This window comes from Halarchaeum acidiphilum MH1-52-1 (genome assembly GCF_000474235.1).
Classification (GTDB): Archaea; Halobacteriota; Halobacteria; order Halobacteriales; family Halobacteriaceae; genus Halarchaeum; species Halarchaeum acidiphilum.
In genome coordinates, this window is the sequence record NZ_BATA01000043.1 from 1 (window position 1) to 21,213 (window position 21,213).

The window sequence follows — 21,213 nt, forward strand, 5'->3', positions numbered from 1 at the left end:
CGACGCGCTCGCCGTCGAGGCGATCGCGGAGGTCGAGAGCCGCCGAGAGACCCGTGAGCGTCTTTCCCATTCCGGTCGGGAGAGTGAGCGTCGCGACGCCGCCGCCCGAGGCGGCGAACGACGCCGCGTTGGCGAGCACGTCCTCGCGGGCGCGCGAGCGATGATGATTGAGGCGCTCCGCGCGCGTGCCGTCCGCGTCCGCGCTCGCCTCGGCCTCCAGCGTCTCGACGTACGCGTCCAACGTATCGAGCGACGGCTCCGCGGCCGCGTACGTCGCCGCGTCGTTCGGTGCGCCCGCGGCGCTCGTCTTGTCCGCGAGGACGAGCGCGCTCCAACTCTGGAGGACGAGCGCGTAGCACGACTCGGAGAGGGCGTCTCTGCTCGCCCCCGGCCCGCTTCCCGTTGACGCGACCGCTTCCTCGACGTCGCCGAGGAGTCCACCGAACCCGTCGAAGAACGCCGCCCAACTCCCGTTGCCGTCGGTCGCCGCCTCGAAGACGTCTGCGGCGAGTGCGCGCGCGTTACCGTCGATATCGGCGAGCTGATCGCCGATCGCGAGCTGCTGTCGCTCGGCCGGGTTCTGCTCGCGACCGCTCACGCCGTCCCGGCGGTGCGCGCGGCCGTAGACGTAATCGGCGACGTCGGGGAGCCGACCGTGGTGTTTGCCGACGGCGACGAATCCCGCGACGCACGTCTCCGTCTCGAAGCCCCGCGAATCGAGCGCGTAGTAGGCGGCGAACGCCCCGACCGGGGCGTGATAGCGCCGCAGCGGCGACTCCGGCTCTCCGTCGAGAACGCCGATGTATCGCTGGAAGTCCGTCGTCGCCTTCCCGAAGTCGTGGACGAGCGCGAGCGTGCGGACGACCGCGCGCAGCGACTCCCCGCTCGGCGTGGTCGCGTCCTCGGGAACGACGTGTTCGAGGCGCGCCGCGACGTCGCGGAGGTGCTCGGAGAGTCCGGTGCCGTCGTCCCCGTTCTCGGGCGGATGGGAGTACCGGCGTGGCATCTCAGACGAACACCACCGTCCGGCCGTCGACGCGCGCGGCGGAGACGTCGCGGACTCGAAGCGGACCCGCGTCGGGGTTGTAGACGTACGTCGTGAATCGCGTCGTCGTCCGCCCGCCCGCGTCGGTCGTCATGAACCCCGGTGACTCCTCGACCTGACAGCGCGCATCGGGATCGGGCACGACGTCGTCGACCGCGTCGGGGACCGCCGAATCGACCGAGACGACGTCGTCGGTCGGACCGTCCTCGACGGCGAACTCGCCGTGGTACTCGATCTCCGCGAGGTGCTCGGAGAGACCGAGACTCGGCACGTAGTGCGACTCCCCGGCTTCGAGCGTCTCTCGGAGGTCGGCGTAGACGGCCGCGTCGTCGAGGGCGACGTCGAGGCGGTAGGCGGGATCGACGAGCACCTCGTAGTTGTGCTGCTGTCGCGGCTTCGCCGGATTCGGGAGTTTGACGCTGATCTTCCCGCGAGGATTGAGCGAGGCCAGATCGGCGTTCGACGTCGACAGCGTGTTCATCGGCATGTTCAGCGTGCGGAGCGGACGGACCGGCTCGACGGCGAGCGCGGAGGCGTCGGGCGCGAACAGGTCGTAGTAGCCGTCGCGCTCGATCCCGAGGACGGCCGCGATGAGACCGGCGGCCGTCGTCCGCGGGAGCACGCGGTACGTCTGCTTGACGACGTTCCCCTCGACGCGCCGGAAGTGCCCCCACGGTCCGCGAACCGTGAACGAGAGACACCGATCGGGGACGAACGCGTCGGACGCCGCTTCGTTCGCACCTGCGTCGGTCGCGCCAGATTCGTTCGCACCTGCGTCGGACGCCGCTTCGTTCGCACCTGCGTCGGTCGCGCCAGATTCGTTCGCATCCGCTTCGTTCGCACCCGTGTCGTTGCTCTCGACGCTCTCGGTGGTCTCCGCGGTCGCGGCGTCGCCGCCCTCGTCGAACCACTCGTCGAGGTCCTCCTGCATCGTCACGCCGCGTCGTCCGTCGCGAGCGTCTCGACGTACTCGTCGTAGACGTCGATGACGTCGACGGCGTCCTCGCCGACCGTGTCGCGGAGCGCGTCGTAGAGGACGTCCGGGCCGCCCACCTCGTCGCCGTGCGATACCGAGAGGACGTCGCTCGCGACGACGCGAACGCGTTCGATCCGGTCGTCCGCGGCCGCGCGATCGAGTCGCTCGACGAAGTCGTCGACCGCGACGGCGAGATCTCGGACGTCGCGCAGTTCCTCGGCGGCCTTCGACTCCGCCTCGTCGAGCGCGAGATCCCTGTCGAGACCGCGAGGTGGAAGCTCTCGTCGGCGTACTCGACGCGGCAGTAGAGCCGCGGCTCCTGTCCGACCTTCGAGCGCGAGATCGTCTGGTTCTTGAGCGCGCGCCAGCAGAGCGTGTCGAGGCGCTCGACGTCCGCCGTCGTGAGGTTCGTGTCCGTCCCACCGTGCTCGTCGACGAGCCCGTGGAACCGGATGAGACCGTACTGGATCCGGTGGTCGTCGAGATCGAAGCCGCCCTGTTCTTTGCCCTCCTGCGTCGCGATGACGCTCGTGAGGCTGTCGTACTCCTCGTTCTCGTTCACGGCGTGCATGGATTTCCCCGGCGAGAACTGGACGGGACCCGTGAAGTGGTCGGGGAGATCACCGTACTCGTCATCGAGGTCGACGCTCATCGTCGCGCCGAAGTACCGGACGTCCGCGCTCTCATCGAGGAACTCGCCGAAGACCGCGTCGGCGAGTTCGGTGTCCTCCTCGTAGTCGTCGGGTTCGACGTCCTTCAGGCGGTCCTCGAGGAGCTGTTCGCGCGTGTACTGCTCGCCCTCCTCTTGGACGTTCCTGATGTAGACGCCGTGGCCGTCGTCGTCGAGCTGATCGCGGAGGTAGCGCTTCAGGCGGACGTCGGTCACGATCGCCTGCTGCGTCTGCGGGTCGATTCGCGGGCGATTCGAACCGCTGAGCGGGTTGCCGTTCGGGTTCGCGTCGACGGCGTCGTAGCAGAAGACGATCTCGGAACGGTGCTGAACGGGGTCGGTTGGTGCTGTCATGGCTGATTACTCGTCGTCGGTGTCGGTCTGCGCGCTGTCCCACTCCGGGTGGTCGTTCATGCCGTACGTGACGCCGAGCGCGTAGTAGAAGCGCAGGTCGTCGGTGTCGATCTCCCAGTCGTCCGGGTCCGGTCTGAGGATCGTCTCGCGGAGGCGATCGACGACGTGCTCGAAGAGCGTGATCGTCCGGTCCTCGCCGCGCGTGTACGTGAGCGTCTTCGCGACGGTCTCCTGTGTCACCTTCTTCACGCGCGCTCGCGTGATCGACTTCACCGGGAACTGATCGATGAGCGTCGTCGATCGGTCCTCGCTGTACCCCTGATAGCTTCCGACTTCGCCGACGAGCGCGCCGAGGAGGAACGCGCCGCGGCGTTCGTCGTTGATCGGCGCGTCCTCGTCGTGGGCGAGCGCCGGCGTCTCGTCGATGAACGTCTCGAGTTTCGCCGCGGCGGCGTCGCCGCCGTCCGCGATGGCCAGTGGATTGTCGTCTCGTGGTGTCATGATGTGCGTCTCGTAGCTCGGGTCGCGCGTGATCGGGACCTTCCCCGGATCGTCGGTCGACAGCAGGTCGAGGTCGTCGGTGGCGAGCGCGCACAGCTGCGCGAACTGACTCGCCACCCGAAAGGAGGGGAAGCGCTCGACGTCGTCGTCGTCCTCGTCGGCGACGAGGCGCTCGACGTACTCGGCGAGGAGCACGTCCACGGAGACGGCGTCGCCGCTCAGGACGTCGACGAGCGCCTCGATCCGCGGGTCGTCCGCGTCGGCGTCCGTGTCGTCGCGCTCCGCGAACGTCTGATGGAAGTACCACCCGGTCGAGACGGAGCGCAACATCTCGTCGTTCGCGGCGAGGAGACCCCAGTTCTCGTTCGTCGGCAGCGGCGCGCTCCACTCGTCGGCCGCCGCGAAGGCCGACGTCTCGGTGACGCGGTTGTGCTCGAACGCGAGTTCGCGCGGGTAGAGGAGGCGGCCGTTCAGCGTCTCCCCGAAGACGTCGTATCGCGACATCTGGTGGGGCATCACCGCGGAGACGTAGAAGCGGAGGTCGTCCGCCGCGTCGGCCGTCAGGTGGCGCTCGTCGTACGCCAGTTCGATCGGCGTCATCTCGTCCTCGTTCGCCGCCCGGTAGAGCATGCCGTACAGTTCGTACGTCTCCGCGGGCGTCGGCGTCCCGAAGAAGTACGGCAGGTAGTACACCTTCGCGCCGAACGTCCGATACGTGCACGCCTCGACGAACGCCTCCGCGTTCATCAGCGTCACCGCGGCGTCCTCCGAGACGGGATGCGTTCGCCACGCCTCCTCGATGTCCAGCCCCGGGAACGTCTCCAGTTGCTTGCCGAGGTAGTAGTTCTGGGGGTCCTCGGACGTACCGACCGTCCGAGCCGCCTCGCCGGTGACGAGGTCGACCGCGTCGCCGGACGAGTCGTCCGCCTCGTTCTTCGTCACGAGCTTCGAGAGCTTCCGTCGACGCATCGCCGCCATGAACACGTCGAGGTCGCCCGGCCACCGGTAGTCGCCGTCCGCGTCGAGGCGGACCTGCACGGTGAGGAGCGCGGTCGCCGACTCGCCGCCGAGTTCGCGCTTCACCCCGCTCTCGACGTCGTCGAGGGCATCGTCACGCTCGCCGAGTTCGCGGAGCGCGTCGACGATCCACCCCTGCTCGTGGCCCTCGGCGACGTCGCGGACCTCGTCGTCGTCAGCCCACTTCGTGAGGCGCTCCGTCGCGTAGCGGGCGAGCTTCTCGGGGTCGCTGTTCCGGCCAGCCTGATGGGTGACGCTGTGATCGATGCCCCGCGCCGCCGGGTACTTGCAGTGGGCGACCGTCGCGACGCGGTCGTCGGTGTATCGCGTCACCCACACCGGCCCGCGTTCGTCGTCCGCGAGGCGCGGGTCGTCGCCGGAGAGATCGACGCGGACGACGATGAGGCTGTCCTCGGTGTCGACGAGGTCGTTCGCCGCGTCCGGCGTGAGATACGGGGCGTAGTCGCCGCCGCCCGCCGTCGCGAGCGTGTACAGTTTCCCGTAGAGGTACTGGAGGTCGCGCAGGGAGGCGACCGGCGACGCCGGAAGCTCGGCGGCGAGCGTCTCGGCGTCGTACTCCTCCTCGAACGCCTCAGGCGAGAGCATCCTCTCCCTCGAGTTCCGTCTCTCCGGGACGCGTCCGGTCGACGACGTTCGCGAACCCGAAGCCGAGCGCGTTCCGACCGCCGAGACCGGTGTCGAGCGCGAGGTTCAGATGTTTGCGGTGCGCGTCGTCTCGCACCCGATAGTCGAGTCGCCACTTGCTCACCACGACGTCGAGTTCGACGCCCTGCGTGACGGTCACCGGGAGCGCGTACGTCTTGATCAGGTCGTACCCCTCGAAGAGGTCGCCGTCGACCGCTCGCGGTCCCGGCACGTACGACGGCGCGAACCGCTCGTGCTTCCGCTGGAGGTTGTCCGTGATGGCGTCGCGGAACGGCTCGACCGTGTGCGCCGGTCGCCAGTAGGTCGGCGTGTCGGCGTCCGACCGCGACGGCTCGATGCCGTACTCCTCGCGGTGGCGCTCGTAGAGGCGGACGAACACGCCGGTCGCGGTTTCGATGGTTCCGCGCGTCCCCGGTTCGCCGACGTCGACGTCGAGCGCCGAGAGATCGGTCACGCGAAAGGCCATCTCGCCAACATTGAACTCGCGGTCGGTCCGGAGGTCCTCGGCGATCGTCGCGAGGAGGGATTCGCGCGGTGACGCGACGAGGACCGTCCGCTCGTCGCCCTCCTCGATGTCCCCCCACGGGAAGACGTTGGAGAAGGCGAGCCCCATCGGCGCGCCGTCGCCGTGCTCGGATTCGAACGCCGATCCCTCGAGCGCGCGCCAGAACCGCCCCCGGAGCTTGTGGTGGTAGTTCGTGAGATACGTCGCGTCGGCATCCGCTTCGAGGTCGACCATCAGGCGCATCCGATCGACCCGCCTCCTCGGGCACTACATATCATTCGTGTACCATCTCCCGATTCAGGTGGTATGCTAATAAGTGTCGGGGTGCGAACGGATTCGGATACGGGACGCCCACCTGTCGTCGATCGCGCCCGACACCTCGTCCGCTCGCCCACACCGACACCTCGTCCGCTCGCCCACACTGACACCTCGTCCGCTCGCCCACCGACCCGATGAGAAGCTTTATTCGCGACCTCGCCGGAACGCGGGTGTGCGGTCCCGCCCGACCACCTCGTCCGCCCTCGCCCGCGTTCGCGCGCTCGTCGCTTCGCGTATCGGCGTCGATCGGCGCGCGCTCGCGGCGTTCCGCGTCGCGCTCGCGCTCTGTCTCTGCCTCGACCTCGCCTTACGCGCGCGCAACCTCACGGCGTTCTACACGGACGCGGGCGTCCTCCCGCGAACAGCGCTACGCGACCTCTATCCGGCGATCTCGGCGCTCTCGGTCCACGCGCTCTCCGGGACCGCGTGGTTCGAGATCGCGCTCTTCGCGCTCGCGGCCGGGTTCGCGCTCGCGCTCCTCGTCGGCTATCACACCCGCCTCGCGCTCCTCGTCTCCTTCGTGCTCCTCGTCTCCCTGCAGGCGCGCAACCCGCTCGTGTTGAACGGCGGCGACTCGCTCCTGCGCCGCCTGACCCTCTGGGGACTGCTCCTCCCGCTCGGCGCGCGCTGGTCGCTCGACGCCCGCGCTCGCGTGGGAGACGCCACCGATCGGTCGGCGGGCGTCGTCTCGGCGGCCTCGGCGGCCCTCCTCCTACAAGTCGTCTTCGTCTACGTCGTCACCGCGCTGTTCAAACACCAAGGGACGCTCTGGGATCGCGGGCTCGCCATCCGCTACGTCTTCGACCTCCGCGAGTTCACGGTGTTCCTCGGTCCCGTCCTCGCCCATCACTCGCTCCTCCTCACCGCCATGGACTACGGGTGGGTCGCGCTCCTGACGTGCGCGCCGCTGCTCGTCCTCACCACGGGTCGCGCCCGCGCGGTACTCGTCGGCTGTTTCGCCCTCGCGCACGTCGGCCTGCTCTGCACCATCGGCGTCGGGATCTTCCCGCTCGTCGATCTCGTCGCCCTGCTCCCCTTCGTCCCGCCGTTCGTCTGGGACGCCGTCGAGGACCGTCTCGCGCGATCGCGGCTACCGGCTCTCGCCGACGACGTCGCGACGCGCCTCCGGTCGCCCCGCGCTCTCACGCCGTCGCTCCCCGCACCCGCACCCGTCGGCCGACTGGCGCGCGGCACGCTCACGGTCGTCGTCTGCCTCCTCCTCGTCGGGATGTGCGTCTGGAACGCGGCCTCGCTCGGCTACGTCCACCTCGGCGACGACGCGGGCGGCGTCAATCCCGAGGCCTACGGCTGGAACATGTTCGCGCCGGATCCCGTCACCACCGACGTGTGGTACGTCGCGCCCGCCCGCCTGACGACCGGCGAGCGCGTCGACGCGATCACGGGCGATGCGGTGTCGTGGGCGCCTCCACCGTCGTTCGCGGCGCGCTACCCGAGCGCGCGCTGGCGCAAGTACCTCCGGAACGTGCACAAGCGCGACCTCGGCGGACTCGAAGCGGGGTACGCGGGCTACCTCTGCTCGCGCTGGAACGCCACCCACGACTCCGGCATCGAGCGGCTGCGACTCGCCGTCGCCGTCAAGCGCGCGCGTCTCGGCGGACCGGAGTCAGTCCGCCATCACGAACGGTGGAACGGGACGTGCGCGAGCGTCACCTAACGCGCGAGGCGTGTCACTGGCCGTAGTCGAGACCCGCCTCGTCGGCGGCGTCACCGAGGATGTCCGCGCAGCGATTCCAGTACTCGGGCGTGTGCCCGGCGTTGTGGGGGGTGACGAGCGCGTTTTCGAGCGTCCAGAGAGGATGGTCGTGGGGGAGGGGTTCGGGATCGGTGACGTCGAGGGCCGCGCTCCCGATGTCGTTCCCGCGGAGCGCCGCCACGAGCGCGTCCGTGTTCACGACAGGCCCGCGAGCGACGTTGACGAGCATCGCGTCCGTCGGCAGCGTGAGGAAGGCCTCCTCGCCGACGAGACCCGCCGTCGTCTCCGTCAGCGGACAGGCGAGCACGAGGTAGTCGCTCTTCGCGAAGGCGTCGAGGAGCGCCGTCTCCTCGAAGCCGATGACGTCGTCGGCGTTCCCGCCCTTCTCGGGCGTGTAGCGGACCCCGATCGTCTCCACGCCGAAGGCGTCGAAGCGATCGACGATCTCCTCACCGATCGGTCCCATCCCGACGACCGTCGCCGTCGATCCCCGGAGTTCGCCGCCCTGATAGTGGTTCCACTCGCCGCGCTCGTGTTGTCTCCATCCCCGCCGGAGGTTGCGGACGTCCGCGAGGACGTAGCCCAACACCTGCTCGGCGATGTTCGGCCCGTGGACGCCGGAGGCGTTCGCCACCGTCACGCCCGCGTCTTCGAGGGCGTCGAGCGGGAGGTGATCGGTGCCGGCGAACGTACAGACGAAGAGGTCGAGGCTGTCGGCGGCCGCGACGACCTCCGGATCGATCTGGAAGCCCGTCGCCACCGACGCCTCCATCAGCAGTTCGCGCTCCTCGCTCGGCGTCCGCGCCAGCGCCACCTCCGCCTCGGGCAGTCGCTCGCGGAGCGTCGCCGCGTAGTCCGCCGGGTCCATTCCGTGGATCTTCTGGCGCAGGACGACGACGTCCGTCATCGCCGGCCCCCCGTCGTCGTCGGCCGCCCCGCTCCACGTCGCCGTCCTGTCGTGTCGGCCATCGCTGTCATCGGTACCAATCGGACTCTCCCGTTCCCGTCGATAAAGCCCGTCGATCCCGAAACCATCAGGCGTCGAGGACGTGGACGTTCCCCATCATGCCCGCGGGGAGGTGCGGGATACAGTAGTAGTGATACCAACCGGGGACGTCGAAGGCGTGCTCGTAGCGCTCGCCCGGCGGGACGACGCCGCCGCCGTCGAGTTCGTCGATGAACGATCGCGCGGCCGCGACCTCGCCGTCGAACGACCCGGAGGAGAAGAAGTCGGCGCCCGCGGGGAGGTGGGGGTCGTGCGCGTGCGCCGCGTCGCCGCTGATCCCGAGGAGCGCCTCGACCTGATCGTGGTCGTACGTCGCGGCGGTGACGGTGTGATTGCGCGCGCCCGTGTTCTCCCAGACGACGGCGTCGCCCGCGACGACCTCGACCGTCGGGACGTCGCGCGGCACCCAGCTCGGGGCGTCGTCCGGCACCGTCGCGGTCGAACGCGGAACGTACGCGTCGGAGACCATCGCGACGTCGTAGTCCCGGCCGGTGTCACCGAGGCACCCCGCGATGGTCGCGCCGAGCGCGATCGCCGCGCCGCTCTTGAGGAACGCCCGCCGATCCATGTCCGGTCCTTGGGTCCACGCCGAACTAATACTCCCCGCTTCGAGGCTCGGACGCTCGCCCCCGCACACGCGCGTCGGCGAACCTGCAGGCATTTATACCGCCTCGCCCTACGCCCGGCCATGGAAACGTCGACGTCGGGACGATCGCTCGCCACGCTCCCGCGGCGCGTCGGCGGCGTCTTCGTCCGCCACGCCCGCGGCTTCGCCGCGCTCACGCTCGTCGTCACCTTCCTCCTCGTCCTCCTCGGCGAGTTCACCGCCGCGGCCGGCGCCGGCGCCACCTGCAACAACACGTACCCCGGGTGCGCCGGACAGTTCTCGCCGATCGGTCTCTCCGTCCCGCAGTTCATCGAGTGGTTCCACCGCCTCGTCGCGATGTGCGTCGGCTACCTCATCGTCGGCAACGCGATCATCCTCTGGTGGACGGATCGCGGGACGCGCGTCTCGCGGAGCGCGTGGCTCGCCGCAATCCTCCTCCCCCTACAAGTGCTCTTCGGCGGTCTCACCGTCACGCTCGCCGGTCTCGTCCCCGGCGGCTACGCGCCGCCGACGCAGCTCACCCACCTCACGACCGCGCTCGCCATCTTCGTCGCGCTCGTCGCCGCGTTCGTCTGGATCGACGCCGAGCGCGGCCGCGGCGCGACCGTCGGCCGACTCCGCTACGCCGCACTCGGCGGCCTCGCGCTCCCCGTCTTGCAGGCCGTCTTCGCGCGCGACCTCCTCCTCACCTTCCGCCCGGCCGTCCAGACCGCGTACCACTTCTTCGGCCTGCTCGCGCTCGCGGTCCTCGTCGCGCTCGCCCTCTGGGCGCGCGACGCGGGCGCGACGGACGTCGCGATCTACGGGACGCTCGGCGCGCTCTGCACGCTCGCGAACACGTATCTCGTCGCCGGTCTCTTCGTGATCACGGCGCGCGTCGAGGGCATCACGTACCTGCTGCTCGTCGTCCAGTTCTGCTGTTTCGCACTACTCGCGCGCGCCGCGCGTCGAGCGAGAAGCGATCGGGGTCGGCGCGCGAGCGGGTGGTAGCGGGCTTAGGCGTCGCTCTCGACCGGCTCCGCGAACGCCACCGTCTCCTTCACGTCCGTGATCTCGACGTTCAACTGATCGCCCGGCTCCGTCCCCGGAACGATGACGATGAATCCGCGCTCGACCTTCGCGATGCCGTCGCCCTGATCGCCGAGCGTGTCGATCGTCACCGTCCGAATGTCGCCCTCGCTGACCGGCGGCTCCTGTGTCTGTCCCCCGCGCGAGCCCGCGGCCGGTCGCGAGCGCGCCGGGCCACCCGTCTCGGCCGGCTCCGTCTCGGACGTCGACGTCTCGGTCGCACCGCGCTCGCCGTCCGCCGCCGCGAGGAGCGCGACGCGGTACGTCTCGTCGAGCGACAGCGATCCGTCCTCGACCAGCGACTTCGGAAGCGACACCACGTAGCGATCGCCGTCGGTCTCGATCTCCGTCTCGAATAGCAGGCGAAGCGAATCAGATATCTCTGCCATCGGTTCGGATATGGGAGCTGACCGTAAAATTCCACGGAATTGCAGCTGCGAGACGCCCAATCGTGTCCGTGATTTGATCAGATTCCGTCGTCACGTCGGCGCGCCGTCGTCGGGGCCGGGGTATTCAAAGGCCCGGGTCGATAAACGCCGGCATGGACGCACGGCCGGTCCCGCGACTTCGCGAGCTCTCGTGGGTACCGATATCGTTGCTCGGCTTCCTCCTGTTGGCGATTCCGTTCTACGACATGTGGGACGACGTCTCGACGCTCTCGTGGGCCGTCGCGACGACGACCGTCGAGAACGCGCCGCTGATCTGTCTCGCGCTCGCGCTCGTCTACGGTGGCGTCTGGCTCGGCGGGACCGACTGGGAGCCGGGATACGTGTGGACGGTCACGAAGTGGAACCTCGGTGCCGCGGCCGGCATCGCCGCGCTCTACGCGCTCGTCATCGCTCTCCAATTGTGGGCGATGCACCGCCTCAAGCCGTGGATCCTCGCGCTCGACGGCGTCCTCTTCGGCGCCGTCGCCGCCTTCGGCGTCGGCGTCTACAGCGCGCGGCGTCGAATGACGGAGACCGACCTCCAGCGGAGCCGCGAGGAGTACCGGACGCTCACGAACGACGTCCTCGACACCTCCGAAGTGGCGACGTTCGTCCTCGACGATGACTTCCACGTCGTCTGGATCAGCGAGGCGACCGCGGACTACTTCGGTCTCGACCGCTCGGCCGTCGTCGGACGCGACGAGCGCACCCTCATCACCGACCGCATCGCCGAGCGCTTCGAGCACTCCGAGCGATTCCGCGAGCGCCTCCTCGAAACGTACGCGGCCAACGACGAGACCGTCGAGTTCGAGTGCCACATCACCGCCGGCCCGGACCGCGAGGAGCGCTGGCTCAAACACTGGAGTCAACCCATCGAGAGCGGGCGCTACGCGGGCGGGCGCATCGAGCACTACACGGACATCACGGCCACCAAGCGCCGCGAGCAGGAACTCGACACCCGCGAGCGCACGCTCCGCGAGATGTACGACGTCATCTCCGACACCGGCCGGGACTTCGAAGCGAAGATCGAGGCTCTCATCGACATCGGACGCGACCTCTTCGACGCCGAGTACGGCTCGTTCGCCCGCATCGACACCGAGAGCGACGAGTACCGAATCAGGATCGTTCGGACCGAGCACGCCGAGCGCGAGGCCGGTGACGTCGTCCCGCTCGTGCAGACGCACTGTCAGCGCCTCGTCGAGGAGGGCCGCACCGTCCAGTTCGAAGCCCGGCCGTTCGACGTCCCGCCGCGGAACTACGGGACCGACACGGGCTTCGAGACGTACATCGGGACGCCGGTCTACGTCGACGACACCCTCTACGGGTCGCTGTGCTTCCTCGACCGCGAAGAAGCGGACTCCTTCGACGACTGGCAGCTGACGATGGTCGAGCTGATGGGCAACTGGATCGGCTACGAGTTCGAGCGCAAACGCCTCCTCGAGGAGCGCCGCAAGCAGCTCCGCGAAGAGGAGTCGAAGTTCGAGGAGGTGGTCGAGGGCGTCGACAACTACGCGATCTTCGCCCTCGACGACGAGGGACACGTCACCTCGTGGAATCAGGGCGCGGCGCAGATCAAGGGCTACGAGCAGGACGAGATCGTCGGCGAGCACTTCTCCGTGTTCTACCCGGAGGCGAACGTCGCCGAGGGACTCCCGGAGTCGCTGCTCGCCGAGGCGCGCGAGACCGGACGGGCCAACCACGAGGGATGGCGCGTCCGCAAGGACGGCACCCGATTCTGGGCGGACGTGACGATCGCGTCCCGCCGCGACGCCGACGGCGACCTCCTCGGGTACACGAAGGTCGTCAAGGACAAGACCGAGCAGCGCGAGCGCGAGCGCGCCCTCGAACACGAGCGCGAGCGCCTCGAGTTCATGAACCGCATCATCCGGCACAACATCCTGAACGGGCTGAACCTCGTCGACGCGCGCGCCGGCCTCCTCGCCGACGAGTACGTCACGGACGACGCGGCGCGCGAGCATCTGCGGACGATCCGCGAGCGCGTCGCCGATCTCTCGTCGGTCATCGACACGATGCGGGCGTTCATGGACGCCATCGTCCGCGAGAGCGACCACGAGACCTACCCGGTCGCGCTCCGGGACGAACTCGACGGGAAGCTCACGCTCGCGCGCGACGCCTATCCGGACGCCGACTTCGAGACGCACGACCTCCCCGATCCGTCGACGACAGTCATCGCGGACGACCTCGTCGGCGAGGTCTTCGAGAACGTCCTCTCGAACGCCGTCGTCCACAACGACACGGCGAACCCGGCGGTCGACGTGTGGGCGTCGCGGACGACCTGCGAGGTGCAGATCGACGCCGAATCCGGCGCGGTCCTGCCCAACTTCGACGCCGAGAACCCGGACGCCGAGGTCGAAACGCGCGACCGCCCCGCGATCGCCGTCCACGTCGCCGACAACGGTCCCGGGATCCCCGACGACGAGAAGGAGGTCGTCCTCGAAAAGGGCGTCTCCGAACTCAACGAACCCGGGAACGGCTTCGGACTCTATCTCGTGAAGGAGATGATGTACGCCTACGGCGGCACGGTCGACGTCCGCGACAACGACGCGTACGACGACGCCCGCGGCACCGTCTTCGATCTCGTCTTCCCGCTCGCGGACGAGTAGCCGACGGGTAGTGCGCTCGCGACCGCGATTCCGGCGCTATCGCTTCCTCCGCGGCGGCAAACGGAAGGGGCGGTATCGCGCGCCACCCGAGCGGCCGTTACGGCCCGTTCCGTCAGGCTTCGTCGCCGAGCGGGGCTTCGAGACGGACGACATCGATCTCGATCGTCGTGTCGTCGGAGATGTCCGTGACCTCCCCGGCGACGACGAGTCCGGTGTGGGGCGTCGGACCGATGGCGATCGGATCGCCGACGTCGACGTCGGCGACCGATTCGGTGAAGGTGATCTCCGCCTTGCACTCGTCGGGGTGGTTCACTTCGAGGAAGTCGATCACTTCGACGGTGATGTCGACGCGGTCGTAGTCCCGCGCGACCGTGAGCGACTCCTCGTCCGCCTCGTCGAGGTCCTGTTGATCGAGCGCCTCGTAGGCGTTCGTCGTCGGCTTGTACCCACCGCGCGGGCCGGGGATCCCCTCGACGAGGTCGAGGGCCTTCAGCGTCTGCATCTGGTTCCGTATCGTCCCGGGATGGCGATCGACGGCCTCCGCGATCTTCTCCCCCGTCATCGGGGATTCCGTGGACTGATAGCCGTCGATGAGCGCGTTGAGAATCGCCTGCTGCGAGCCAGTCAGATCCATCGATTCTTACCCGCGATAGGGCGCATATGGGGATATACGTTTGGATACACCGCGATCTTTCGCTAGTCTTTCGCGTCGCGCCCGCCGAGTGGAAAGCCATTAGCCGTCGGCCGCGTCTTGTACGCCCGTGCCACCGAATCGCCTCACCGTGTCGCTCGACGACGAGTCCGCGAGGGCGCTCGCGGACCTCGCCGATCGCACCGACGCGTCGCAGAGCGAGGTCGTCCGCCGCGCCGTGACGTTCTACGCGACGAACTTCGACGCGGCCGACGGTGCGGCGGACGCGCGCCTCGACGCCTACCACCGGATGCTCTCGACCGGCGAACACGTCCTGCTCGACGTGGACTTCCTCCACTGCTTCCTCGACTACGTCGAGGGCGCAGCGGGCGACCCGGATCCCGACTTCCTCGACGCCGTCGATCGCGTCGCCGCGTATCACGCCCGCGAGTACGGCGAGCGCTTCGCCACCCTCGGCGACCTCCTCCACTGGCTCGACTTCTGTGGCTTCCTCGCCGTCCGCGATGCCGACGGCCCGACGTACCACGTCGTCTTCCCGACGGCGTCCGTCAAGTGGTTCATGCTCCGGTTCGTCGAGCGGAGCGCCCGCGACCTCCCCTTCGATATCGAGGTCGAAGGGGGCGTCTCGAAGGCCATCATCACCACCGTCGACGCGTAGCGCGATCGCACGCCCCGCCCGTCGCCGCGACCGCGCGCATCTTCACCCCGCACCGCGACCCCTGTTTCACACGCCTTCATACGACATGTGATGGAGTCAGCCGATGTATTCGCCGTTCTTACGAAGACCTATGACGACCGATGACCGTTCGTGTGACGTGATAGCGCATCCATGAGTGTTCTCGATCGGCTCCGGTCCATCGGTCCGGGCGCGATGGTCGCCGCCGCGTTCATCGGTCCCGGAACGGTGACGACCGCCAGCGTCACGGGCGCGCGCTTCGGCTACGCGCTCCTGTGGACCATCGCCTTCTCGATCGTCGCGACGATCGTGCTTCAGGAGATGAGCGCCCGACTCGGTCTCGTCTCCCGCGAGGGTCTCGGCGAGGCCCTCCGCGGACAGTTCGACAACCCCGTCCTCTCCTACATCAGCGTCGCGCTCGTCGTCAGTGCCATCGGCGTCGGCACCGCGGCCTACGAGGCCGGCAACATCCTCGGCGGCGCCGCCGGTCTCGCGACCATCACCGGCGTCCCCGAGACCGTCTGGGGTCCCGTCATGGGTCTCGTCGCGGGCGCGTTACTCCTCTCCGGCCGATACAGGCTCATCGAGCGCGTGCTCGTCGCCCTCGTCGCCGTGATGGCCGTCGCGTTCGTCGTGGACGCGATCCTCATCGGTCCCGACGTCGGCGCGCTCTTCGCCGGCTTCGTCCCGCACGTCCCCGGCGGCTCGCTCGTCCTCGTCACCGGCCTCATCGGGACGACCGTCGTCGGCTACAACCTCTTCTTGCACGCGAGCAACGTGCAGGAACGCTGGCACGGTCCCGACGAACTCCCGGACTGCCGGGCCGACACCGTCGCGTCCATCGTCGTCGGCGGTCTCATCACGATGGCGATCCTCGTCACCGCCGCGGCCGCCTTCCCGCGCGGCACCGACATCTCCGACGTCGGCGTGATGGCCCAGCAGCTCGAACCGCTCGCGGGGACGTGGGCGAAATACCTCTTCAGCATCGGTCTCTTCGCCGCCGGGTTCACGAGTTCCACCACCGCACCCCTCGCCGGCGCATACGCCACCGCGGGCGCGCTCGGCTGGGAGACCGACCTCTCCTCGACGCGCTTTCGCGCCATCTGGGGAACCATCGTCGCCGTCGGCATCGTCGCCTCCCTCGTCGGCGGCAGCCCCGTGCAGGTCATCGTCTTCGCGCAGGTCGTCAACGGCGTCCTGCTCCCGATCATCGCCGTCTTCCTCATCTACGCCATGAACGATCGCGATCTCCTCGGCGACTACACGAACAGCACCGCAGCGAACGTCGTCGGCGGGCTCGTCACCCTCGTCGTCGTCTGGCTCGGGATCCGAACGCTCCTCTCCGTCGCGGGGGTGCTCCAATGAGCGAGACGCGCGTCGGCGTCGACGTCGGCGGCACCTTCACGGACGTCGTCCTCCACACGGGCGACGGCGGCCTCGTGACCGCGAAAGTCCCGAGCACGGCCGACCAGAGCGTCGGCGTCGTCCGCGGCATCGAGGCGGCCTGCGAGCGCGCCGGCATCGACTCGCGCGAGGTGGACGCGTTCGCGCACGCGATGACCGTCTCCACCAACGCCATCCTCGAGGGCGACGGGGCGACGACGGCGCTCGTCACCACCGCGGGCTTCCGCGACGTCCTCGAACTCCGCCGGCAGGACAGACCCGCGCTCTACGATCTCGACGCGGCGAAACCCGACCCGCTCGTCCCGCGTCGCCGCCGCTTCGAGGTCGACGAGCGCGTCACGGTCGACGGCGTCGAGACGCCCGTCGACGAAGCGGCGGTCCGCGCGCTCGCCGACGACATCCGCGAGAGCGGCGCCGAGAGCGTCGCCGTCTCGCTCCTCCACGCCTACCGGCACCCGGAGAACGAGCGGACCGTCGCGTCGGTCCTCCGCGACGAACTCGACGTGCCCGTCTCCGCCTCGCACGAGGTGCTCGCGGAGTTCCGAGAGTACGAACGCACCTCCACGACGGCCGTCGACGCCTACGTCACGCCCGCCATCGACGCCTACCTCGGGCGCTCGAAGCCGAGGTGACCGAGCGCGGCGTGCCGACCCCGCGCGTGATGCAGTCGAACGGCGGCATCGCGTCCGCCGAGACGGTTCGCGAGCACGCGGTCACGACGGCGCTCTCCGGGCCGGCCGCGGGCGTCGTCGGCGCGGGCGACACCGCGACGAGCGTGACGAAAAAGGACGGTCTCGTCACCTTCGACATGGGCGGGACGTCGAGCGACGTCTCGCTCGTCCGCGACGGCGAGGCCGAGCGCACCACGGACGCCGAAATCGCCGGCCATCCCATCGGGACGCCGATGGTCGACGTCACGACCGTCGCGCGGGCGGCGGCTCGATCGCGTGGGTGGACGACGGCGGCGCGCTCCGCGTCGGCCCGGGATCCGCCGGCGCGGAACCCGGTCCCGCCTGCTACGGGAGGGGCGGCACCGAACCCACCGTCACCGACGCGAACGTCGTCCTCGGCTACATCGGCCCGGACGCGTCGCTCGGCGGCGACCTCGAACTCGACGTCGACGCCGCTCACGACGCGCTCGCCGCCCTCGCCGACGAGGCGGGTCTCGACGACGCCCTCGCGGCCGCCCGCGGCGTCTACCGCGTCGCGAACGCGAACATGACGCGCGCCGTCCGCCGCGTCACCGTCGAGCGCGGCCACGACCCGCGGCGCTTCGCGCTCGTCGCCTTCGGCGGCGCCGGCCCGATGCACGCCGGCGCGCTCGCCGCCGACCTCGACGTCGACACCGTCGTCGTCCCGCGGGCCTGCGGCGTCCTCTCCGCCTACGGTCTCCTCGCCGCCGACGAGAAACACGACGCCGCGCGCACCCATCAGGTCGCGCTCGCCGAGGCCGATCCCGACGCCGTCGCCGCCGTCTACGACGACCTCGTCGGTGACGTCCTCGCCGACATCGCCGATCCCGACGCCGCGAGCGTGACGCGCGCCGCCGACTGCCGCTACGCCGGCCAGAGCTTCGAGCAGACCGTCTCCGTATCCGAGTTCGATCCCGACACCGTCGCCGAGCGCTTCCACGCCGCCCACGAGAGCGCGCACGGCTACCGCCTCGACGATCCCGTCGAGGTCGTCACCCTCCGCGCGAGCGCGACCGTCGAACGCGACCCCCTCGACGTCGCCTACGCCGGGCGCGACGACCCCGTCACCGGCACGCGCGAGGCGTTCTTCGACGGCGCGTACCGCGAGACGACCGTCTACGACCGCGAGGCGCTCGCGCCCGGCGCCGAACTCGGCGGTCCCGCCGTCCTCGACGGCCGCGAGAGCACCGTCGTCGTTCCGCCCGTCTGGACGGGCCGCGTGACGCCGGACGGCACCGTCGTCCTCGAACGAGGTGATCGCGAATGACGACATCGGAGATCGATCCCGTCACCCTCGAAGTCGTCCGCAATCAGTTCGAGAGCCTCGCCGAGGAGATGGGGCAGGTGCTCATTCGCGGGGCGTACTCGCCGAACATCAAGGAGCGCGAGGACTGTTCGACGGCGCTCTTCGATTCGGCGGGGAGACTCGTCGCGCAGGCCGAGCACATCCCCGTCCACCTCGGCGCGATGCCCGAGGCCGTCGACACCGTCCGCGACTACGACCCGGAACCCGGCGACGTCTACGTCCTCAACGATCCCTTCGAGGGCGGCACGCACCTCCCCGACGTCACGATGGTCTCGCCGATCAGCGTGGGCGGCGAGATCGCGGGCTACGCGGTCTCGCGCGCCCACCACGCCGACGTCGGCGGGATGACGCCGGGTAGCATGCCGGCGGGCGCCCGCGAGGTCTTCCAAGAGGGCCTCCGTCTGCCGCCCACGCGTCTCGTCGCCGGCGGCGACGTCGTCGAGGACGTGATGGACCTCCTCCTCGCGAACGTCCGGAGTCCGGGCGAGCGTCGCGCCGACCTCCGCGCGCAGATCGCCGCGAACGACCGCGCCGAGGAGCGACTGCGTGCGCTCGTGGCCGATCACGGGCGCGACGAGATCGACGCCGCCTTCGACGCCGTCGTCGACTACTCGCGCGAGCGCGTCCGAGCCGAACTCCGCGACCTCCCGGACGGCACGTATCGCGCCCGCGACGCCCTCGAAGGCGACGGGATCACCGACGACGACGTCCCCATCGAGGTCGCCGTGACCGTCGATGGCGAGTCCGTCACCGTCGACTTCGCCGGCACCGCCGAGCAGGTCGCCGGGAACGTCAACGCACCGCTCGCCGTCGCGAAGTCAGCCGTCTACTTCGTCCTCCGCTGCGTCACCGATCCCGAGATCCCGCCGAATCAGGGGTGTTACGATCCCGTGACGATCGACGTTCCCGACGGCTCCCTGCTCGATCCCGACCCGCCCGCGGCCGTCGTCGGCGGGAACGTCGAGACCAGCCAGCGCGTCACCGACGTCGTCTTCGCCGCGCTCGCCGACGCCGTCCCCGAGCGCGTCCCCGCGGGCGGACAGGGCACGATGAACAACCTCACGATCGGCGACCGGACGGGCGACGGCTTCGCGTACTACGAGACCATCGGCGGCGGGAGCGGCGCGCGCCCGCAGGGCGACGGTCTCGACGGTGTGCAGGTCGGCATGACGAACACCCTCAACACGCCCGTCGAAGCCCTCGAAAACGAGTACCCGCTCCGCGTCGAGAAGTACGCGTTCCGCCCGAATAGCGGCGGCGACGGCGAGCATCGCGGCGGCCTCGGCGTCGTCCGCAGCGTCACCGTCCAGACCGACGCCACCGTCTCGCTCCTCACGGAACGCCGTCGCCACGCCCCGCGCGGTCTCGCGGGCGGCGCGGACGGCGCGACCGGGGAGAACCGCATCGACGGCGAGCCGGTCCCGGCGAAGACGATCCGCGACGTCACCGCCGGCACGACCGTCTCCGTCCGGACCCCCGGCGGCGGCGGCCACGGGCCGCCCGAGGAACGCGACCCCGACGCCCGCGCCGCCGACGAAGCGGACGGGAAGGTCGGCGGCACCGACGACGTGCCCGGCGGCACTACCGACACCGACGACGCCACCAACGCCGACGGCGACGCCTGACCGTCGGCGACACCAACGCCGTCAGCGACGCCTGACCGTCGGCGACGCCTGACCGACGACGCCACCAACGCCGTCAGCGACGCCACCAACGCCGTCAGCGACGCCTCCCCGACGGTGACAGTAATCCGTACACGGGCGCACGACACGTCGCCGCGCCGCGTACCGATCGGTCTCGTCCCGATGTGTCAGCGGCGCCCGACCAACCTTTTTGCCACGGCTCCGCGACCCACAGGGGAGAGCCCGCCACGGCTCGGATACCGACAATGTCCATGGAACTCGACGACTTCGTCGCGACGAACCGACCCGACGAGACCGGCGAGCGATTCGAACTGGAGAACGAGAAACTCCTCGACATCACGGTCAACGGCACCGTGATCACGAAGGCCGGCGCGATGGTCGCCTTCGACGGCGACCTCTCCTTCGCGGGGAAGTCCTCCGCCGAGGGCGGTCTCACGGGCTTCCTGAAGGAGACCGCGGCGAAGGAGGGAACGCCCGTCATGGAGGTCTCCGGGCAGGGCCACTGCTACGTCGCCGATCAGGGCAAGGAAATCCAGCTGCTCAGCCTCGACGACGACGAGGCCATCACCGTCAACGGCTCGGACGTACTCGCCTTCGAGGATCGCATCTCCTACGAGATCGGCGTCACCGGAAGCCTCGGCGGCGTCTCGGCCGCCGGCCTGACGAACGTCCTCCTCTCCGGGCCGGGGACGGCCGCCATCACGACGCACGGCGACCCGCTCGTCCTCACACCGCCCGTCCGCACCGATCCCGACGCCACCGTCGCGTGGAGTCGCGAGCTCTCCCCGAGCGTCGAGTCCAATCGGAGCCTCAGCGACCTTGTCGGACGCTCCTCCGACGAGCGCTACCAGCTCGTCTTCGAGGGCGAGCGCGGCTTCATCGTCGTCCAGCCCTACGAGGAGGTCGCCACGCCCGGCCAGTAGGCCCAGCCTAGTCGTTCCCGCCGTCGGCCTCGCAGACGACCTCGGCGACGACGCGGCGCTCGCCGTCCTCGTCGTAGCAGTACGTCTCGTCGTCCGATTCGTCCGCCGTAGCGCGATGCGACCCATCGCAGAACGGGTGCTCGTCGGAGAGCCCGCAACGACAGACCGCGACGTCGCCCTTCTCCGGGTCGAGGTCGTCCGCGTCGAGCTTCAACGGGCCGTGCGCGTCGCGTTCGACGAGTCGGGACATACGAGAATGGAAGCAGTGGGGCTACAAGATCCCGGCGGACGGCGAACGTCGCGGACCCATTTCAAAGCCGTGCTGGGTTTCTACCGCGTCGCGACGGTGAACGACTCGAATTGGCGGCGGACCGCCACCCCGTTTCAATCCCGTGCTGGGTTTCTACCGCGTCGCGAC

At 69.6% G+C, this 21,213-nt stretch carries 17 protein-coding genes and 2 pseudogenes; 9 read left to right on the top strand and 10 right to left on the bottom strand.

The window, feature by feature from the left end:
• A partial coding sequence (locus AOZ13_RS08680) for a CRISPR-associated endonuclease Cas3'' (RefSeq protein ID WP_081706784.1) occupies positions 1 to 1,006 on the bottom strand: 1,006 nt, incomplete at its 3' end.
• Position 1,007: 1 nt separating this feature from the next.
• Positions 1,008 to 1,982, bottom strand: coding sequence for a type I-B CRISPR-associated protein Cas5b (gene cas5b / locus AOZ13_RS08685; protein WP_020220935.1), 975 nt, complete (start codon positions 1,980 to 1,982; stop codon positions 1,008 to 1,010).
• Positions 1,983 to 2,107: 125 nt separating this feature from the next.
• Between cas5b and AOZ13_RS14975 the strand changes: the two genes are divergently transcribed.
• Positions 2,108 to 2,329: a hypothetical protein gene (locus AOZ13_RS14975; protein WP_234402859.1), complete on the top strand. Its 222-nt coding sequence runs from the start codon at positions 2,108 to 2,110 to the stop codon at positions 2,327 to 2,329.
• Here the strand turns inward: AOZ13_RS14975 and cas7b are convergent.
• The 3 genes and pseudogenes from cas7b to AOZ13_RS08700 form a co-directional block, all read right to left on the bottom strand.
• Positions 2,287 to 3,045: pseudogene (cas7b, locus tag AOZ13_RS08690) on the bottom strand (type I-B CRISPR-associated protein Cas7/Csh2); the annotation flags it as partial. The gene AOZ13_RS14975 and the pseudogene cas7b overlap by 43 nt on opposite strands.
• A gap of 6 nt (positions 3,046 to 3,051) precedes the next feature.
• Positions 3,052 to 5,169: a type I-B CRISPR-associated protein Cas8b/Csh1 gene (gene cas8b / locus AOZ13_RS08695; protein ID WP_021780361.1), complete on the bottom strand. Its 2,118-nt coding sequence runs from the start codon at positions 5,167 to 5,169 to the stop codon at positions 3,052 to 3,054.
• Entirely contained in the window at positions 5,156 to 5,977 is an 822-nt protein-coding gene (locus tag AOZ13_RS08700; protein ID WP_044957190.1) for a CRISPR-associated endoribonuclease Cas6, read from the bottom strand. Before AOZ13_RS08700 ends, cas8b begins: the two co-directional genes overlap by 14 nt.
• A gap of 247 nt (positions 5,978 to 6,224) precedes the next feature.
• Here AOZ13_RS08700 and AOZ13_RS08705 point away from each other — a divergent pair, with 247 nt between their 5' ends.
• Positions 6,225 to 7,727, top strand: coding sequence for an HTTM domain-containing protein (locus AOZ13_RS08705; RefSeq protein WP_020220932.1), 1,503 nt, complete (start codon positions 6,225 to 6,227; stop codon positions 7,725 to 7,727).
• 13 nt (positions 7,728 to 7,740) lie between these two features.
• Here the strand turns inward: AOZ13_RS08705 and AOZ13_RS08710 are convergent, their stop codons facing one another.
• Both AOZ13_RS08710 and AOZ13_RS08715 read right to left on the bottom strand, forming a co-directional pair.
• Entirely contained in the window at positions 7,741 to 8,673 is a 933-nt protein-coding gene (locus AOZ13_RS08710; protein WP_020220931.1) for a D-2-hydroxyacid dehydrogenase, read from the bottom strand.
• Positions 8,674 to 8,800: 127 nt separating this feature from the next.
• A complete protein-coding gene (locus AOZ13_RS08715; RefSeq protein WP_234402860.1) occupies positions 8,801 to 9,433 on the bottom strand; it encodes a plastocyanin/azurin family copper-binding protein in 633 nt (210 codons plus the stop codon).
• A 27-nt stretch (positions 9,434 to 9,460) separates the two neighbouring features.
• On the opposite strand from AOZ13_RS08715, the gene AOZ13_RS08720 reads away from it, so the two are divergent.
• Positions 9,461 to 10,369, top strand: a complete 909-nt coding sequence (locus AOZ13_RS08720; protein ID WP_021780362.1) for a COX15/CtaA family protein — start codon at positions 9,461 to 9,463, stop codon at positions 10,367 to 10,369.
• A gap of 5 nt (positions 10,370 to 10,374) precedes the next feature.
• On the opposite strand, the gene AOZ13_RS08725 is transcribed toward AOZ13_RS08720, so the two are convergent.
• Entirely contained in the window at positions 10,375 to 10,836 is a 462-nt protein-coding gene (locus tag AOZ13_RS08725) for a TRAM domain-containing protein (protein ID WP_021780363.1), read from the bottom strand.
• Positions 10,837 to 10,988: 152 nt separating this feature from the next.
• Here AOZ13_RS08725 and AOZ13_RS08730 point away from each other — a divergent pair, with 152 nt between their 5' ends.
• Positions 10,989 to 13,499 carry a PAS domain S-box protein gene (locus tag AOZ13_RS08730; protein WP_020221846.1) on the top strand — a complete coding sequence of 837 codons (2,511 nt, stop codon included), beginning with the start codon at positions 10,989 to 10,991 and terminating at the stop codon, positions 13,497 to 13,499.
• A gap of 112 nt (positions 13,500 to 13,611) precedes the next feature.
• Here AOZ13_RS08730 and AOZ13_RS08735 read toward each other — a convergent pair whose 3' ends face one another.
• Complete coding sequence (locus AOZ13_RS08735) at positions 13,612 to 14,133, bottom strand: HTH domain-containing protein (RefSeq protein ID WP_020221847.1); 522 nt, start codon at positions 14,131 to 14,133, stop codon at positions 13,612 to 13,614.
• 127 nt (positions 14,134 to 14,260) lie between these two features.
• On the opposite strand from AOZ13_RS08735, the gene AOZ13_RS08740 reads away from it, so the two are divergent.
• From AOZ13_RS08740 to AOZ13_RS08760, 5 genes and pseudogenes are all read left to right on the top strand, one after another.
• The gene (locus AOZ13_RS08740) at positions 14,261 to 14,809 is read left to right on the top strand and encodes a ribbon-helix-helix protein, CopG family (protein ID WP_044957682.1); all 549 of its coding nucleotides are present in this window, start codon (positions 14,261 to 14,263) and stop codon (positions 14,807 to 14,809) included.
• Between the two features lie 171 nt (positions 14,810 to 14,980).
• The gene (locus tag AOZ13_RS08745; protein ID WP_021780364.1) at positions 14,981 to 16,192 is read left to right on the top strand and encodes an Nramp family divalent metal transporter; all 1,212 of its coding nucleotides are present in this window, start codon (positions 14,981 to 14,983) and stop codon (positions 16,190 to 16,192) included.
• Positions 16,189 to 18,190 (top strand): annotated as a pseudogene (locus tag AOZ13_RS08750) (hydantoinase/oxoprolinase family protein). Before AOZ13_RS08745 ends, AOZ13_RS08750 begins: the two are co-directional and overlap by 4 nt.
• Positions 18,187 to 19,854 (top strand): hydantoinase B/oxoprolinase family protein, encoded by a 1,668-nt coding sequence (locus AOZ13_RS08755; RefSeq protein WP_021780366.1) that lies wholly within the window; start codon positions 18,187 to 18,189, stop codon positions 19,852 to 19,854. Before AOZ13_RS08750 ends, AOZ13_RS08755 begins: the two are co-directional and overlap by 4 nt.
• A gap of 269 nt (positions 19,855 to 20,123) precedes the next feature.
• Positions 20,124 to 20,795, top strand: a complete 672-nt coding sequence (locus tag AOZ13_RS08760; protein ID WP_020222022.1) for an AIM24 family protein — start codon at positions 20,124 to 20,126, stop codon at positions 20,793 to 20,795.
• 7 nt (positions 20,796 to 20,802) lie between these two features.
• On the opposite strand, the gene AOZ13_RS08765 is transcribed toward AOZ13_RS08760, so the two are convergent.
• Positions 20,803 to 21,045, bottom strand: coding sequence for a CDGSH iron-sulfur domain-containing protein (locus AOZ13_RS08765; protein WP_020222023.1), 243 nt, complete (start codon positions 21,043 to 21,045; stop codon positions 20,803 to 20,805).
• Between the last annotated feature and the right edge of the window lie 168 nt (positions 21,046 to 21,213).

What these genes read in the sequence shown, in the direction of transcription:
- cas8b (WP_021780361.1), bottom strand. Translation starts at nt 5,169, where the DNA reads ATGCTCTCGCCTGAGGCGTTCGAGGAGGAGTACGACGCCGAGACGCTC.
- AOZ13_RS08700 (WP_044957190.1), bottom strand. Translation starts at nt 5,977, where the DNA reads ATGCGCCTGATGGTCGACCTCGAAGCGGATGCCGACGCGACGTATCTC.
- AOZ13_RS08710 (WP_020220931.1), bottom strand. Translation starts at nt 8,673, where the DNA reads ATGACGGACGTCGTCGTCCTGCGCCAGAAGATCCACGGAATGGACCCG.
- AOZ13_RS08715 (WP_234402860.1), bottom strand. Translation starts at nt 9,433, where the DNA reads ATGCCTGCAGGTTCGCCGACGCGCGTGTGCGGGGGCGAGCGTCCGAGC.
- AOZ13_RS08720 (WP_021780362.1), top strand. Translation starts at nt 9,461, where the DNA reads ATGGAAACGTCGACGTCGGGACGATCGCTCGCCACGCTCCCGCGGCGC.
- AOZ13_RS08725 (WP_021780363.1), bottom strand. Translation starts at nt 10,836, where the DNA reads ATGGCAGAGATATCTGATTCGCTTCGCCTGCTATTCGAGACGGAGATC.
- AOZ13_RS08730 (WP_020221846.1), top strand. Translation starts at nt 10,989, where the DNA reads ATGGACGCACGGCCGGTCCCGCGACTTCGCGAGCTCTCGTGGGTACCG.
- AOZ13_RS08735 (WP_020221847.1), bottom strand. Translation starts at nt 14,133, where the DNA reads ATGGATCTGACTGGCTCGCAGCAGGCGATTCTCAACGCGCTCATCGAC.
- AOZ13_RS08745 (WP_021780364.1), top strand. Translation starts at nt 14,981, where the DNA reads ATGAGTGTTCTCGATCGGCTCCGGTCCATCGGTCCGGGCGCGATGGTC.
- AOZ13_RS08755 (WP_021780366.1), top strand. Translation starts at nt 18,187, where the DNA reads ATGACGACATCGGAGATCGATCCCGTCACCCTCGAAGTCGTCCGCAAT.
- AOZ13_RS08760 (WP_020222022.1), top strand. Translation starts at nt 20,124, where the DNA reads ATGGAACTCGACGACTTCGTCGCGACGAACCGACCCGACGAGACCGGC.
- AOZ13_RS08765 (WP_020222023.1), bottom strand. Translation starts at nt 21,045, where the DNA reads ATGTCCCGACTCGTCGAACGCGACGCGCACGGCCCGTTGAAGCTCGAC.